Here is a 14808-nt window from a genome sequence, read left to right as displayed (position 1 = left end):
CCGCCGTCCCGCACATCCCTGTCCCCCACTCCGCCTCGCGCACCTACCCGGTGCGCGGCATGAACGTGACGGACCACTGGTTTACCGTGCCGCTGGACCACTCGGCGCCGGACGGCGAAACCATCACGGTCTTTGCCCGCGAATACGTCGACGCCGAACTGCCCGCGGGTGACATCGAAGACCTGCCGTGGCTGCTGTACCTGCAGGGCGGCCCCGGCGGCAAGGGCAACCGGCTGCTGCAGTTCGGCGGCTGGACGAAGGCGGCGTCCAAGCACTTCCGGATCCTGATGCTGGACCAGCGCGGCACCGGGCTTTCCACTCCGGCGGACCGGCAGACCCTGCCGCGCCGCGGAGACGCTGCGGCGCAGGCAGCGTATCTCACCCATTTCCGGGCAGATTCAATTGTGGCCGACGCCGAACTGATCCGGCAGGCCCTCGGCTCAGGGCCGTGGAGCACCTACGGGCAGAGCTACGGCGGCTTCTGCACCCTGACCTACCTCTCCTTCGCCCCCGAGGGACTGCGCGAATGCCTCGTCACCGGCGGGTTGGCCCCCTTGACGGGACCCGCGGACCGGGTCTACGAGGCAACCTTCCGGCGGGTGGCGGCACGCAACGCGGAGTACTTCGGACGCTACCCGGAAGACCGGGAAACCACCACGCGGATTGCCCGGCACCTCGAGTCCGTCCCGGAGTTCCTGCCCACCGGGGAACGGCTGACCGTGCGGCGTTTCCAGATGGCCGGGTCCTATCTGGGCGGCAACACCCGGGTGGACGGGCTGCATTACCTGCTGCAGGAAGCCTTCGTTCCCACCCCGGACGGCGAACGCCTCTCGGACACCTTCCTGGAGGCCGTCCACGGGCTGGTCACCCGTGCCCCGAATCCGCTGTACGCGGTGATGCACGAGTCAATCTACGGCCAGGGCGAAGCCACCAACTGGGCCGCGGAGCGCGTCCTGGAGTCCTTCCCCGAGTTCGAACCCACGGCCACGGAACCGCTCTTCACCGGCGAGATGGTCTACCCGTGGTACTTCGACGAGGACCCGGCGCTCGTCCCGCTTCGCGGCACGGCAGAACTGCTGGCCCGGAAGTCGGACTGGGATCCCCTCTACGACACCGCCCAACTGGCGCGCAACACCGTGCCCGTGGCCGCGGCCGTCTACACGGACGACATTTACGTGGACCGGGAGCTGTCCATGGAGACGGCCGGCGCCGTGAAGGGTGTGCAGGTCTGGGAAACCGCCGATTTCCACCACGACGGAATTGCGGACGACGGCGAGGCCATCTTCAACCGCCTGCTGGGCATGGTCCGCGGCAAGGACGCGTAGGGTCAAAGGCAAAGGCAGGTCCCCCGGCGTACCGGGGACCTGCCTTCGTTGTCTTGGTGGCCGCTACAGCGGACGGTCAGCGAGTTTCCGGACCCATTCCGGGGTGGGCTTGCCGAGCTTGCGGTCGGTGGTGAGCCGGAGCCGTGCGGCCCGGATCTGCACCCGTTCGCGGTCCCGATCGCGTTCGGCCTTTTCGGCGGGGACCTTAGAGCCTCGTGCCAGCGGCAGTGCTGCTGTTGTCATCGTCAGCCTCCTCCGTTCCGCGTGCGCTCGTGATGTTTTCATTCTGGCTCATATCGCCGGTCGAGTCCACTATCGCCGTCAGCGGGCGTGCCCACGCAATGCTGATGATAGCCGCTTCCTCGGTTCCGGCAAGGTCACTCTGGGCCAGCAGGTCCAGGACGCCCAGTCCCGTCTCCTGCCGGCGGGGATCATCCGACAGGGAGGCCTCGATGGCCCACTGGGCACGGGTCCACCACTCCGAGCGCTGATCCGCCTTCCGGCGCTGCTCCAGTGTCTTCCAGCCGACAAAGAAGGTCAGGGCGCCGGCGAGCAGGACCGCCAGCGGGCCAAGGGCAGCGAGAATTTCCCACCAGGGTGCGCCGCCGAAAGGAACTGACGCAGCCGCCTCCGGCGGCGGGGTGGGTGGCGGAGAGAACATATCCACACCTTAGCCGCCGCCTGTGACACTCCCGGGCATTAGGTGCGGCTACTGGCCGGGTGTCCGGTCACCCGTCCAGAACGCGTAGGCGGACAACGTCAGGCCGTCGGCTATCTCCCCTGCCGCCATGAGGGCCGGGACGCTGTCCACCGGGACCCAGCGGAACCCATCTATTTCACCGTCGCGGGTGAGCGGTTCCGCGGACCGGTCCACGGTGGTCGCGACAACCACTGCATGGCCCTGCAGGAGAGAGCTGTCTGCCCACACGGACCCCAGTACCCGGAAGCGGGTACCCTGCAGTCCGGTTTCCTCTTCCAGCTCGCGCGCTGCATCGCGGACGGCCAGGTCCGGCCCGGAGCCGGCAGGGCTCCCGAACCCCCTCGGAAACTCGAGGAAACTGCGCCCGGCTGCAGGCCGCCAGTGCTCCACCATGGCAAAGTGGCCGTCGGCCACCGCGACGATGACCACGCCGGGGGTGCCGTGTTCCGCAACAAGCCGGTGCTGCAGCCAGGACCTTCCGTTGCGGGTGACCTCTTCGGTCCACAGTTCAAGGCTTGGCGGTCCGGACCAGGCATACACCAGGCTCTGGCCCGGGCGAGGCTCCGGCATCACCGCGGGACTGCCGGGAAGTGGATATGTGCTCTCATTTTCTTCTTTCGCGTTGCGTGCAGCTCGGCAAACTCCACCAGGGGGACACCCAGGACAACCGTAGCTATGGCTGAACCGACGCCGGCAAGCAGGTTGGAGAAAAAGCCCGCCGTCAAGGTGCCGACGACGGCCGGCAGGAGCGTCAGCGCAATCCTCGTCCACATGGCTTTCCGGTCCTCCCCCAGGCTGACCGCGGCATTCGACCTGGCGACGGCATAGGCAAGTGCGTCGGATGTTTTTTGGCTTGGACGGGTCTGCCAATCGTGGATGGCTGACCGGGCCTGATGCCGCAGGACTGCATAAACCTGCGGCGGCATATCGTGGAGGGTGGCCACCAGGCTCCCCTGGAACTGGATGGTTTCACCTCCGGTCGGGCCCCGCCCGCGGCGCTGCGCCTCCTGCATAACGGTGTCCTCGCGGAACCGGAGCCAGTTGGTCTCATGCTGCTCAGCCATGGCGTCGAAATACGCGCCCATCCACCAGTCCTGCAGAAGCGTCGCGTTGCCTGCCAGCCGGGGCGCGTTTGCGTCAAGGTAGGACAGTGCGGCGGTACGGATCACGGTTTCCGACAGGAACTGCACGGCGGCGTCGGCCTCCGGCTCCGAATCGCGGAGTTCCCGTACGACGGCGGCCCGCCGGGACAACGCTCCCCTCAGGTCGAACGGTTCCCGGGTCCTTTCACGGACACGTATCTGATCTGCGGCTGCTTCGGCAAACCACGCTTCCCAGGCCCGGGCGAGCCGGTCGAATTCTCCCGTGGGCGCCTGGACATGCTGGCCTGCGTCCAGGCCTTCCCAGGCAGCCTGCAGTTCGGCCGCCACCGTCCGCGCCACCTCGGACGCCGGACAGCTGCGAAGCCGGGCGCTGCTCCTGCCATGGAGGGCGGCCGCCAACGGGCGCGGTGTTTCCCAGAACATCGCCAACGAAGAAAACTCGAACTCCGCCAGGACCGGACTCAACGGATCCGTGCCCAGCAGGAGGAAGCGCAGGCTCTCCTCCAAGGAGGGCTTCCGCGCCACGACGGAGAACGTCTGGTCGAAGGAACCGGTGCGGGCGAGGAGCGTCCGGACGGCATCGGGGCCCCGATCCAGGAAGAAGGCGCCGTCGAGCAGCTGCACATCCAGCAGCAGAATCTCCCGGCTCAGGAGGTCGGCTGCCCGCAGCATGCCCGGGAAAGACACCCGGTTTTCCGGTGCAGCCGCCACGTCCGGGTCGGTAAAGAGTGCCTCGTCGGAGACCAATGAACGGAAAGTGTTCTTTTGTTCCACGGTGTCGAAGTCGAAAACCAGGGTCCGCTTCATTTGGAGCGGTTGTGAGCCACCAGCGTCAACCACGGTGTTGCCCTGCCTCCGGTAGGTTCGTCCGGCGTGCGGTTCCCCCCGGCTCAGTCATCCTGCAACCATAAGCGCGGCCTGGGCGATGACTGAAATTACCGGTCCACGGTCCGGGCCATACCTGGGGGAACGGCGCCCGCCTAGGCGTGCCCGGCGGCCTGCATCTGCCGCAGTTCCTTCTTCAGGTCCCCCACCTCGTCACGCAGCCGGGCAGCCAATTCGAACTGCAGCTCGGCGGCAGCAGCATGCATCTGCTCGGTCATGGACGCGATCAGGCTGGTGAGGTCCTCGGCGGGAGCAGCTGCCAGGCCGTCCTTCCGGACCCCCTTGCCCTTGCCCTTCGTCTTCTGCTTGGCAGCCTCCGCCAGGAGGGCCTTGGTGTCGGCATCCTCGCGCGCCAGCTGGTCCGTGATGTCCGCGATCTTCTTGCGCAGCGGCTGCGGGTCCACGCCGTGCTTCTTGTTGTACGCCACCTGGATTTCGCGCCGGCGGTTGGTCTCATCAATGGCCTTGGCCATGGAATCGGTGATCCGGTCCGCATACATGTGCACCTCGCCCGACACGTTACGGGCGGCACGGCCGATGGTCTGGATCAGCGAGGTGGAGGAACGCAGGAAGCCTTCCTTGTCGGCGTCGAGGATGCTCACCAGCGATACCTCGGGAAGGTCGAGGCCCTCTCGAAGCAGGTTAATGCCGACCAGCACATCGAAGGTGCCCATCCGCAGTTCGCGGAGCAGCTCCACGCGGCGCAGCGTGTCGACGTCGGAGTGCAGGTATTCCACCTTGACCCCGTGCTCCAGCAGATAGCCGGTCAGGTCCTCGGCCATCCGCTTGGTCAGCGTGGTCACCAGGACGCGTTCATCCCGTTCGGTGCGGGTGCGGATTTCACCCAGCAGGTCATCGATCTGGCCCTTGCTCGGCTTGACCACCACCTGCGGATCCACCAGGCCGGTGGGGCGGATGATCTGCTCCACGTAGCCGTCGGACTTGGACAGTTCGTACTTGCCCGGGGTAGCGGACATGTAGACGGTCTGGCCGATCCGTTCCAGGAATTCGTCCCATTTCAGCGGGCGGTTGTCCATGGCAGAGGGCAGCCGGAAGCCGTGGTCCACCAGGGTGCGCTTGCGGGACATGTCGCCTTCGTACATGGCACCGATCTGCGGAATGGTGACGTGCGATTCGTCCACCACCAGCAGGAAGTCGTCCGGGAAATAGTCCAGCAGGCAGTGCGGAGCGGTGCCCGGGCCGCGGCCGTCGATGTGCCGCGAGTAGTTCTCGATGCCGTTGCAGAAGCCCATCTGCTGCATCATTTCCAGGTCATAGGTGGTGCGCATCCGCAGCCGCTGGGCTTCCACCAGCTTGTTCTGCGATTCCAGTTCCTTCAGCCGCACCTGCAGCTCGTCCTCGATCTGGCGGATGGCCCGGTGCATCCGGTCCTCGCCGGCCACATAGTGCGACGCCGGGAAGACGTACATCTCCGTCTCTTCGTGGATCACGTCCCCGGTCAGCGGATGCAGGGTGTAGATGTTCTCGATCTCGTCGCCGAAGAACTCGACGCGGATCGCGTTCTCTTCGTACATCGGAATGATTTCCACGGTGTCGCCGCGGACCCGGAAGGTGCCGCGGTGGAAGTCCATGTCATTGCGGACGTACTGCATGGCCACGAAGCGGCGCAGCAGGTCATCGCGGTTCATCTGCTGGCCCCGGCGCAGGGTCACCATTGCCTCGATGTACTCTTCCGGTGTGCCCAGGCCGTAAATGCAGGACACCGTAGCCACCACAATCACGTCACGCCGGGTCAGCAGGGCGTTGGTGGCCGAGTGGCGCAGGCGTTCGACTTCCTCATTGATCGAGGAGTCCTTCTCAATGAAGGTATCCGTCTGCGGGACGTAGGCTTCCGGCTGGTAGTAGTCGTAGTAGGAAACGAAGTACTCCACCGCGTTGTTGGGCAGCAGCTCCCGGAACTCGTTGGCCAGCTGGGCGGCCAGCGTCTTGTTCTGCACCATCACCAGCGTGGGCCGCTGCACCTGCTCCACGAGCCAGGCCGCCGTCGCGCTCTTACCGGTACCGGTGGCACCAAGCAGCACGACGTCCTTCTCGCCTGCGTTGATCCGCTCGGCGAGTTCCTTGATGGCGGTCGGCTGGTCACCGGCGGGCTTGTAGTCACTGATGACCTCAAACGGTGCTACGACTCTCTTGATGTCCTGCGCAAGACTCATGCCTATAAAACTACTCCGGTCCGCGGACAGCCGCGGTCCGCTTTGCTAGGGGCTGAACTACCGGCCGGCCCGGCTCCGCGCCTCGTTCAGCGGCACCAGCCGGGTCTCCCAGAGGTCGCGTACGGCGGCCACCAGTTCCTCGGGGGTGCCGGTGTTGTGCAGGACGACGTCGGCCGCCTCCGCCCGCTGTTCGGGAGTGGCCTGCGCGGCGATCCGGGCGCGCGCGGCCTCGGGATCCATCCCCCGGTCCTGCACCATGCGCTGCAGCCGCACGTCCTCGGGCGCCTCCACCACGACGACGAAGTCGAAGTTCCCGGCCTGGCCGGTTTCCACCAGCAGCGGGATGTCCTGGACCAGGATCCCGTCCGGCGGAGCCTCCGCCGCAAGCTGCGCCGCCCGCGCGCGGACCAGCGGATGGACAATGCCGTTCAGTACGGCACGGCGTTCCTCGTCGCCGAAGACCACGGCGGCCAGCGCCGGGCGGTCCAGCGAGCCGTCCGCGGCCAGGACCTGAGGGCCGAAGGCCTCGACGACGGCGGCCAGGCCTTCCGTGCCCGGCGCCACCACTTCACGGGCCAGGGCATCGGCGTCCACCAGCACGGCACCGCGCTGGACGAGGGTCCGGGCGACCAGGGATTTTCCGGCGGCGATCCCGCCGGTGAGTCCAACCTTGAGCATGCCCCCACCTTACCGCCGTCCCGGGCCGGAACCGCCTACTAGACTGGAAGGGTGAGCGATATCGACGCGGCGGCGGGGCGCTACACCACCATCGCCGGTGAACACCGCGCTGAACTCGAAATCAGACGCTCACGCTTCATCACCGTGCTGCGCCGCACCGAAACCGAGGAGCAGGCGCGCGCCCTGGTGGCGGACCTGCGCCGTGAGTTCCATGACGCCCGGCACCACTGCAGCGCCTTCGTGCTGGGCCCCGGGCGCGAGGTCCAGCGTTCCAACGACGACGGCGAACCCTCCGGCACCGCCGGCATTCCGATGCTGGAAGCGCTCACCAAGCGGGAAACCTTCAACGGAGCGACCGACCTCAGCGACATCACTGCCGTGACCGTCCGCTACTTCGGCGGGATCCTCCTCGGCGCGGGCGGGCTGGTGCGTGCCTACTCCGAGTCCGTCTCCTCGGCCCTCGACACCGCTCCCCTGCTGCGCCGACGGCGGATGCAGCTTTACGGCATTCCGGCCGGACACTCCGCCGCCGGAAGGCTGGAAAACGACCTCCGTACCGCAGGCGTCAGCGTGCTGGGCACGGATTATTCCGCCGCCGGTGCCTCCATCAACGTCGCCCTGCCGGACACCCCCGACGCCCTGGCTGCCTTCCATGCCAGGCTCGCCTCCCTGACCGCCGGAGCCTCCGAACCGGTCCCCCTTGGAACAGAATGGATCGACCGTGACTGACCCCGCACCGGGCCGGACCGATTTCGACTTTTCCCGACTGCGCCGCAGGCCGGACGTCGAAGCTCCCAACCTGCAGGCCTGGGATACCGCCGACACACTTCTGCTCGACACTGCCGCAGCAGATCTTTCCGCAGCAGCGGACCCGGACCAGCCCGGCGTCGTCGTCATCGGCGACTCCTACGGCGCGCTCACGCTCGGAGCCGCGGCCCGGCACGGGCTGCACAGCCTCCGCGTGCACCAGGATCCGCTGAGCGGCGAACAGGCACTGGATGCCAACGCCGCGGACCTGGGGCTGCCGGACGTTTTCAGCCACCATTCCCTCACGGCGCCGCTTGTGAAAGACGCCCGCCTGGTGCTGCTGCGGCTCCCCCGCTCGCTGGCCGCGCTGGAAGAGATCGCTGCGCTGATCGCGGCCTCCGCCGCACCCGATGTCACGGTCTACGCCGGCGGACGGGTCAAGCACATGACTCCGGCCATGAACGAGGTCCTCGCCCGGTACTTCGGCTCCGTGACCGCCGGGCTGGGCCGGCAGAAATCCCGGGTCCTGACGGCCGGCTCGCCCCTTCCGGCCGGACAGCTCCCGGAACCCTCCTTTCCGATGTCGCAGCGGCACGACGTCGGACTGGCGCGGCCGCTGGAACTCTGGGCCTACGGTGCGGCGTTCGGCGGTACCGCACTGGATCCCGGCACCCGGTTCCTGCTGCCGCACCTGGCCCAGGCGCGCGCTGCCCGGCGCGCCGTGGACCTGGGCTGCGGGACCGGGACCATCGCCGCCTACCTCGCGCTGACCCGGCCGGGCCTCACGGTCCTGGCTACGGACCAGTCAGCCGCTGCCGTGGCCTCGGCCGCACGGACACTGGCGGCCAACGGCGTGGCGGACCGCGCCGTCGTCACCCGGGCCGATGCACTGGGCCCGCTGCCGGACAGTTCGGAGGAACTGGTGGTGCTGAACCCGCCGTTCCACATCGGTGCCGCGGTGCATGCCGGCATCGCCCTCAAGCTTTTTGCCGATGCCGGACGCGTCCTGCGGCCGGGCGGCGAACTCTGGACGGTTTGGAACAGCCACCTGCTGTACCGGCCCGCCCTGGCCAGGCTGGTGGGTCCCACCCGGGAAGTGGCCCGCAACCCCAAGTTCACGGTCACGGTCAGCACCCGGCGCTAACGCCGCATCCGCCGTACGTCCCCTAACGGTGCGGCTTCTTTAATCGGAGAGAGCGCTCTCTTGACAGTGGCGCAGATCACTCCTAGCCTGTAACCGACGCGTAGAGAGCGCTCTCTCAGACTCCGCTCCCGGCGCAGGAACCGCTTTTCTTTCTCCCGCTTTCGTCGGATCACGCCACCGAACCACCTGGCACGGTCTACCACCCGGGATCATCAACTGCTTTACCCACACACAAAGGAGTGACCGTGAAGAATTTCCGACATCCCGCGGCGGCGATTGCAGGTGCTGCCGTAGTGGCCCTGCTGGCCGTAGGCTGCGGCGGCGGCGACAGCGAAGCTGCCAGCGAAGACAATCCCCTCGAACTGACCGTCACCACTTTCGGAACCTTCGGGTATGACGATCTGTATGCCGAATACGAGGAAGCCAACCCCGGCATCGACATCAAGGCCAACAACATTGACCGCGGTGCCAATGCACAGACCGATCTCTTCACCAAGCTCGCGGCCGGATCCGGCGTCAGCGACGTGGTGGCCCTCGAAGAGGGCTGGCTCGGCGCCGTCATGGACGTCTCGGACCAGTTCGTGGACCTGAACGAGTACGGCGCGGAAGACATCAAGGACAACTGGGTCGACTGGAAATACAAGCAGGGCACCGACGCCGACGGCCGGGTCATCGGCTACGGCACCGACATCGGACCGCAGGGCCTGTGCTACAACGGCAAGCTGTTCGAAGCGGCCGGCCTGCCCAGCGACCGCGAGGCAGTCGCCGAGCTCTTCGGCGGAGACGACGCCACGTGGGACACCTACTTCGAACTTGGAAAGCAGTACCACGAGAAGACCGGACAGGCCTGGTACGACCAGTCCGGGTTCGTCTGGAACTCCATGGTGAACCAGATGAAGGAGGGCTACTACACCGCCGACGGTGACTTGAACATCGAAGGCAATGACGCCATGAAGGAACAGTTCATGCAGCTCGCTGCCGGAACCCAGGCAGGGCTCTCCGCCAACGAAACCAAGTGGGACTGGGGAACCGGCAAGGCGTTCACTGACGGCTCCTTCGCCACCTTCGTGTGCCCGGGCTGGATGCTGGGCACCATCCAGGAACAGCTCGAATCGGCCGGCGGCGGCGCGGATTCGGGCTGGGACTTCGCCGATGTCTTCCCCGGCGGCGCCTCGAACTGGGGCGGTGCGTTCCTTGCAGTCCCCGAAACCTCCGAACACAAGGAGGAAGCGGCGAAACTCGCAGCCTGGCTCACGGCCCCCGAGCAGCAGGTGAAGCAGTCGGCGGCGGCCAACAACTTCCCCAGCACCCTTGAGGCGCAGGAACAGCTGGCGGCGGATGCCACTCCGAATCCGATGTTCAACAACGCCCCGACCGGTGCCATCCTGGCTTCACGGGCCGAAGGCGTAGTTGCCCAGTTCAAGGGCCCGGACGATTCAGTAATCCAGGAAAAGGTCTTCGGTGTGGCACTGACCCAGCTTGATGCGGGCAAGGTCGACGGCGAAGGCGCCTGGAATGAAGCAGTTCAACTCCTGAACGAGCTGGTCGTCAAGGACTAGTACCCAGCGGGGCCTCCGGGTATCCGGAGGCCCCCTGATGGACTGTGAGAATCGATATGACCGTAACCATGAAACGGCCCGCGCCAGCCGCGCCGCCGGAGAAAATCAAACCCACGTTCAGGCAGCGGCTCAACATCTGGGACGTCAAAGCCTCCCCCTACCTGTACATATCCCCCTTCTTCCTGCTCTTCGCGCTGGTGGGCCTGTTTCCACTGGTCTACACGTTTTATGTTTCGCTCCACGACTGGCACCTGCTGAAGGGCCAGGGCGAGTTTGTCGGACTGGGCAACTTTGCGGATGTCCTCGCCGACCGCTTTTTCTGGAACTCGCTTTTCAACACGATGAGCATCTTCCTGCTCTCCGCGATTCCCCAGCTGGCCGGCGCACTGCTGATTGCAGCTGTCCTGGACCAGAACATCCGCGCCAAGACCTTCTGGCGCATGAGCGTCCTGCTCCCCTATGTGGTCACCCCGGTTGCCGTGGCCCTGATCTTCACGAACATGTTCAATGAGCAGCACGGCCTTATCAACAGCTTCCTGGGCAACTTCGGCGTCGATCCGATCATGTGGCGCACGGAGACATTCCCCAGCCACGTGGCCATAGCCGCCATGGTCAACTGGCGGTGGACCGGCTACAACGCGCTGATCCTGCTGGCCGCCATGCAGGCCGTGCCCCGCGACATCTACGAATCGGCCGCCATCGACGGTGCGGGTGCTGTCCGGCGCTTCTTCAGCATCACCCTGCCGAGCATCCGCCCCACCATGATCTTCGTAGTTATCACCTCCACCATCGGCGGACTGCAGATCTTCACCGAACCGCGCCTTTTCGATCCGACGTATGCCGGCGGCCCGGAGCGCGAGTTCCAGACCACCGTCCTGTACCTGTGGGAGATGGCCTTCCAACGGCAGGACTTCGGAGAGGCATCTGCCATTGCCTGGCTGCTGTTCCTCATCATCGTTCTTTTCGGAGTCCTTAATCTGGCCTTGTCCAGGCGGATAGCGTCCTCCGACGGCAGGCGGCAGCGCCGCCGGCCGGCAGTGAAAGGGAAGCAAAAGTGAGTATCGTCCAACAAAAGACCGTGCCGCGAACCCAACCGCAGCCGGTGCGCCGCGGTCCGGCGCTGCGGCATCGGCTCCTGGGCAACGGCCTTCGCCCTGGCTACCTGACCTACGGCCTGCTGCTTGCTTTCTTCATCGGGTCCTCCTACCCGCTCTGGTGGTCCGCGGTGGTGGGGAGCCGGTCCAATGAGGCATTGAGCCTCACCTGGCCGCCGCTGCTGCCAGGGGGGAATTTCTGGACCAATGTTGCCGAGGTGTTCGACACGATTCCGTTCTGGACGGCCTTGTGGAACAGCATCCTGATCTCGACCATCATCACCGTTTCCGTGGTGATGTTCTCCACGCTGGCGGGGTACGCCTTTGCGAAGCTGCGGTTCCGCGGGAACAACGGGCTGATGGTCGCAGTAGTGGCAACCATGGCGATTCCGACCCAGCTCGGCATCATCCCCCTCTTCATGGTGATGCGGCATTATGGCTGGACCGGTGAGATCGGTGCGGTAATCATTCCGACACTCGTGACCGCCTTCGGAGTGTTCTTTATGCGCCAGTACCTGGTGGACGTCATCCCGGACGAGCTGATCGAATCCGCGCGGATGGACGGCGCCAACATGATCAAGACCTTCTGGCATGTGGCCCTGCCCGCCGCGCGGCCGGCGATGGCCATCCTCAGCCTGTTTACGTTCATGTCGGCGTGGACGGACTTCCTGTGGCCGCTGCTGGTACTCGACGCCGGCAATCCCACCCTGCAGACGGCCCTGAGCCAGCTGCAGTCCAACCGGTATACCGACTACTCGGTGGTCCTTACCGGTGCCGTGCTGGCAACCATTCCCCTGCTCATCCTCTTTGCGGTGGCAGGCAAACAACTTATATCCGGAATCATGCAGGGAGCAGTGAAGGGCTAATGACGAACAACGCCACGGAGTGGAAGAATTTCCCGGCCGGCTTTATCTGGGGGTCCGCCACGGCGGCCGCCCAGGTTGAAGGAGCCGCGTGGGAGGACGGGAAGGAAGACTCCGTGTGGGACGCATTCGCCCGCACCCCCGGAAACATCAGGAACTCCGACACCCCGGCAACCGCGGTGGACCATTACCACCGGATGCCCGCCGACGTCGCCCTGATGAAGGACCTTGGACTAGACTCCTACCGCTTCTCCACCAGCTGGGCACGGGTGCGGCCGGGAGACAGCGGCGCCAACAGTGCGGGGCTGGACTTCTACTCCCGCCTGGTGGATGAACTCCTCGGCGCCGGGATCCTGCCCTGGCTCACCCTCTACCACTGGGATCTGCCGCAGGCCCTGGAAGAGAAGGGCGGCTGGGCCAACCGGGACACTGCGTACCGCTTTGTTGAGTACGCCAATGATGTCTACTCCGCCCTTGGGGACCGGGTGCAGCATTGGACCACCTTCAACGAACCGTTCTGCTCGTCCCTGCTGGGCTACGGGTCCGGGGTACACGCTCCGGGCCGGCAGGAACCGCGGGCAGCGGTGGCAGCCGTGCACCACCAGCATCTGGCGCATGGACTGGCAGTCAACGAACTGCGGAGCCGGGGTGCGCAGGAGCTGGGGATTACCCTGAACCTCAGCAACTCCATCCCCCGCGATCCCGCTGACCCCGTGGATCTGGAAGCCGCCCGGCTTTTTGACTCCCTGCAGAACCGGATCTTCCTGGACCCCATCCTGCGCGGCGCCTATCCGGAGGATTCACTGAAGGACCTGGAACCGTTCGGCCTGGGCGAGGTCATCCACCCAGGTGACCTGGACATCATCTCCGCCCCGATCGACTTCCTCGGCGTCAACCACTACCACGATGACCTCATCAGCGGGCATCCGGATAACAGCGGAACGGACGGCCACTCCGGCGGTTCCGGCCGGGAAGCTGCGTCGCCGTGGATCGGCGCCGAACACATCACCTTCCCGAGCCGCGGCCTGCCCCGCACCGCCATGGACTGGGAGGTCAACCCCGACGGGCTCCGCCGGCTCCTGGTCCGCCTCGGTGAGGAGTACCCGGCGCTGCCGCCGCTGTACATCACCGAAAACGGGGCTGCCTACGACGACGTCGTGAGCGACGACGGAAGCGTGCCGGATGCCGAACGGACCGGCTTCATCATGGACCACATCGCCGCGGTCGGCCGTGCAATTGAGGCGGGAGCAGACGTCCGCGGCTACTTCGTGTGGTCCCTGATGGACAACTTTGAGTGGTCCTGGGGCTACAGCAAGCGTTTCGGCATTGTCCGGGTGGATTACGACACCCAGGAACGCACCGTCAAGGACAGCGGCCTTGCCTACAGCCAGCTGATCGCAGCCAGCCGGGGCGAAGATTCCGGCACCCGTGGGACGGCTGCCGCGTCGATGGTGTGACGTCCCGTAAACTGGGCACCGATCGGGCGTCTCAGCCCTCAGTCGCGTAGGAGAAAACTGTGAGTGCTGAATCCGGCCAGGCGCGCCCCGCACCGACCCTGGAAATGGTGGCCGCCCTGGCCGGCGTTTCCAGGGCCACGGTGTCCCGGGTGGTCAACGGTTCGCCGTCAGTTGACCCGAGCATGGCCGACTCGGTGGAAAAGGCCGTCAGGGCGCTGAACTATGTACCCAACCGCGCCGCCCGGACCCTGGCCAGCCGGCGGACGTATACGGTGACCCTGCTCGTTCCGGAGTCCACCTCCAAGGTCTTTGCGGATCCCTTCTTCGCCAGTGTGGTGGAAGGAATCGCCCGCTACCTGAACACCACCGAATACATGCTCAACATGGTGACCTCCTCGGAATCCAACCCGGAGAAAACCCGCCGCTACCTGCTGGGCGGCAACGTGGACGGCGTGCTCGTGGTTTCACACCACACGGGCGACCATTCCTGGGAGCGGTTGAACGGCCAGCTGCCGGTGGTTTTCGCCGGGCGTCCGCTGGTGGACGCCGGCCAGAGCTACTTCGTGGAAGTGGACAATGAGGAAGGCGCTGCGGCGGCCACGGCCAGGCTCACCGGCGCCGGACGGCGGAGCATTGCCACGATCGCCGGGCCGCAGGACATGCTTGCGGGTGTGGACCGGCTCGCCGGCTGGCGGGCGGAAGTCCGCCGGGCAGGCCTGGATGACGCCCTGGTGGAGACCGGGGACTTTACCGTAGCCTCCGGGGCGGCCGCGATGCGCCGCCTGCTGGACCGCGGCAGGGAGATCGACGCTGTGTTCGCGGCAAACGACCAGATGGCGTCGGGTGCGTATTCGGTGCTGCAGGAACGCGGTCTGCGCATCCCGGAGGATATTGCCGTGGTGGGGTTCGACGACGACTACTACGCCACCAGCCTTAGTCCTGCCCTGACAACCATCCACCACCCGATCACCGCCCTCGGGGCAAAGATGGCGGAGGTGCTGGTGGACCTGATTGAAGGCAGGCCGACCGAACGGGTCAACCGCCTCCCGACATCGCTGGTGGTGCGGGACTCGGCCTAG

At 66.1% G+C, this 14808-nt stretch carries 14 protein-coding genes; 8 read left to right on the top strand and 6 right to left on the bottom strand.

Going from position 1 to position 14808, the window contains the following annotated elements:
• Window positions 1-59: 59 nt before the first annotated feature.
• Window positions 60-1325: an alpha/beta fold hydrolase gene (locus N2L00_RS08075; protein WP_255863307.1), complete on the top strand. Its 1266-nt coding sequence runs from the start codon at window positions 60-62 to the stop codon at window positions 1323-1325.
• 63 nt (window positions 1326-1388) lie between these two features.
• Here N2L00_RS08075 and N2L00_RS08070 read toward each other — a convergent pair whose 3' ends face one another.
• From N2L00_RS08070 to coaE, 6 genes are all read right to left on the bottom strand, one after another.
• Window positions 1389-1568 carry a hypothetical protein gene (locus tag N2L00_RS08070; protein ID WP_255766156.1) on the bottom strand — a complete coding sequence of 60 codons (180 nt, stop codon included), beginning with the start codon at window positions 1566-1568 and terminating at the stop codon, window positions 1389-1391.
• Window positions 1531-1986 carry a hypothetical protein gene (locus tag N2L00_RS08065; protein WP_255766155.1) on the bottom strand — a complete coding sequence of 152 codons (456 nt, stop codon included), beginning with the start codon at window positions 1984-1986 and terminating at the stop codon, window positions 1531-1533. The genes N2L00_RS08070 and N2L00_RS08065 overlap by 38 nt, the downstream gene beginning before the upstream one ends.
• A 48-nt stretch (window positions 1987-2034) precedes the next feature.
• Window positions 2035-2595 carry an NUDIX hydrolase gene (locus tag N2L00_RS08060; protein ID WP_255863023.1) on the bottom strand — a complete coding sequence of 187 codons (561 nt, stop codon included), beginning with the start codon at window positions 2593-2595 and terminating at the stop codon, window positions 2035-2037.
• Window positions 2595-3935 (bottom strand): hypothetical protein, encoded by a 1341-nt coding sequence (locus tag N2L00_RS08055; RefSeq protein ID WP_255863024.1) that lies wholly within the window; start codon window positions 3933-3935, stop codon window positions 2595-2597. Before N2L00_RS08055 ends, N2L00_RS08060 begins: the two co-directional genes overlap by 1 nt.
• A gap of 173 nt (window positions 3936-4108) precedes the next feature.
• The gene (gene uvrB, locus N2L00_RS08050; RefSeq protein ID WP_229951969.1) at window positions 4109-6187 is read right to left on the bottom strand and encodes an excinuclease ABC subunit UvrB; all 2079 of its coding nucleotides are present in this window, start codon (window positions 6185-6187) and stop codon (window positions 4109-4111) included.
• Window positions 6188-6244: 57 nt separating this feature from the next.
• On the bottom strand, window positions 6245-6865 hold the full coding sequence (gene coaE / locus N2L00_RS08045; RefSeq protein WP_255863025.1) for a dephospho-CoA kinase: 621 nt from the start codon (window positions 6863-6865) through the stop codon (window positions 6245-6247).
• A gap of 51 nt (window positions 6866-6916) precedes the next feature.
• Between coaE and N2L00_RS08040 the strand changes: the two genes are divergently transcribed.
• The 7 genes from N2L00_RS08040 (at window position 6917) to N2L00_RS08010 (ending at window position 14808) form a co-directional block, all read left to right on the top strand.
• The gene (locus N2L00_RS08040; protein WP_255766151.1) at window positions 6917-7594 is read left to right on the top strand and encodes a YigZ family protein; all 678 of its coding nucleotides are present in this window, start codon (window positions 6917-6919) and stop codon (window positions 7592-7594) included.
• Window positions 7587-8756: a methyltransferase gene (locus N2L00_RS08035; protein WP_255863026.1), complete on the top strand. Its 1170-nt coding sequence runs from the start codon at window positions 7587-7589 to the stop codon at window positions 8754-8756. Before N2L00_RS08040 ends, N2L00_RS08035 begins: the two co-directional genes overlap by 8 nt.
• A gap of 245 nt (window positions 8757-9001) precedes the next feature.
• Entirely contained in the window at window positions 9002-10315 is a 1314-nt protein-coding gene (locus N2L00_RS08030; RefSeq protein WP_255766149.1) for an ABC transporter substrate-binding protein, read from the top strand.
• A gap of 56 nt (window positions 10316-10371) precedes the next feature.
• Window positions 10372-11373: a carbohydrate ABC transporter permease gene (locus N2L00_RS08025; RefSeq protein ID WP_255766148.1), complete on the top strand. Its 1002-nt coding sequence runs from the start codon at window positions 10372-10374 to the stop codon at window positions 11371-11373.
• Between the two features lie 20 nt (window positions 11374-11393).
• Window positions 11394-12275 (top strand): carbohydrate ABC transporter permease, encoded by an 882-nt coding sequence (locus N2L00_RS08020; RefSeq protein ID WP_370647031.1) that lies wholly within the window; start codon window positions 11394-11396, stop codon window positions 12273-12275.
• Window positions 12275-13729 carry a GH1 family beta-glucosidase gene (locus N2L00_RS08015; protein ID WP_255863028.1) on the top strand — a complete coding sequence of 485 codons (1455 nt, stop codon included), beginning with the start codon at window positions 12275-12277 and terminating at the stop codon, window positions 13727-13729. Before N2L00_RS08020 ends, N2L00_RS08015 begins: the two co-directional genes overlap by 1 nt.
• 104 nt (window positions 13730-13833) lie before the next feature.
• Window positions 13834-14808 carry a LacI family DNA-binding transcriptional regulator gene (locus tag N2L00_RS08010; protein ID WP_257795032.1) on the top strand — a complete coding sequence of 325 codons (975 nt, stop codon included), beginning with the start codon at window positions 13834-13836 and terminating at the stop codon, window positions 14806-14808.

It is taken from the genome of Arthrobacter sp. zg-Y1171, assembly GCF_025244845.1.
Classification (GTDB): domain Bacteria; phylum Actinomycetota; class Actinomycetes; order Actinomycetales; family Micrococcaceae; genus Arthrobacter_B.
This window is presented reverse-complemented; position numbering and strand designations above follow the sequence as displayed.

Coding starts and splice junctions, on each gene's coding strand:
- N2L00_RS08075 (WP_255863307.1), top strand. CDS start 60: ATGAACGTGACGGACCACTGGTTTACCGTGCCGCTGGACCACTCGGCG.
- N2L00_RS08070 (WP_255766156.1), bottom strand. CDS start 1,568: ATGACAACAGCAGCACTGCCGCTGGCACGAGGCTCTAAGGTCCCCGCC.
- N2L00_RS08065 (WP_255766155.1), bottom strand. CDS start 1,986: ATGTTCTCTCCGCCACCCACCCCGCCGCCGGAGGCGGCTGCGTCAGTT.
- N2L00_RS08060 (WP_255863023.1), bottom strand. CDS start 2,595: ATGCCGGAGCCTCGCCCGGGCCAGAGCCTGGTGTATGCCTGGTCCGGA.
- N2L00_RS08055 (WP_255863024.1), bottom strand. CDS start 3,935: ATGAAGCGGACCCTGGTTTTCGACTTCGACACCGTGGAACAAAAGAAC.
- uvrB (WP_229951969.1), bottom strand. CDS start 6,187: ATGAGTCTTGCGCAGGACATCAAGAGAGTCGTAGCACCGTTTGAGGTC.
- coaE (WP_255863025.1), bottom strand. CDS start 6,865: ATGCTCAAGGTTGGACTCACCGGCGGGATCGCCGCCGGAAAATCCCTG.
- N2L00_RS08025 (WP_255766148.1), top strand. CDS start 10,372: ATGACCGTAACCATGAAACGGCCCGCGCCAGCCGCGCCGCCGGAGAAA.
- N2L00_RS08015 (WP_255863028.1), top strand. CDS start 12,275: ATGACGAACAACGCCACGGAGTGGAAGAATTTCCCGGCCGGCTTTATC.
- N2L00_RS08010 (WP_257795032.1), top strand. CDS start 13,834: ATGGTGGCCGCCCTGGCCGGCGTTTCCAGGGCCACGGTGTCCCGGGTG.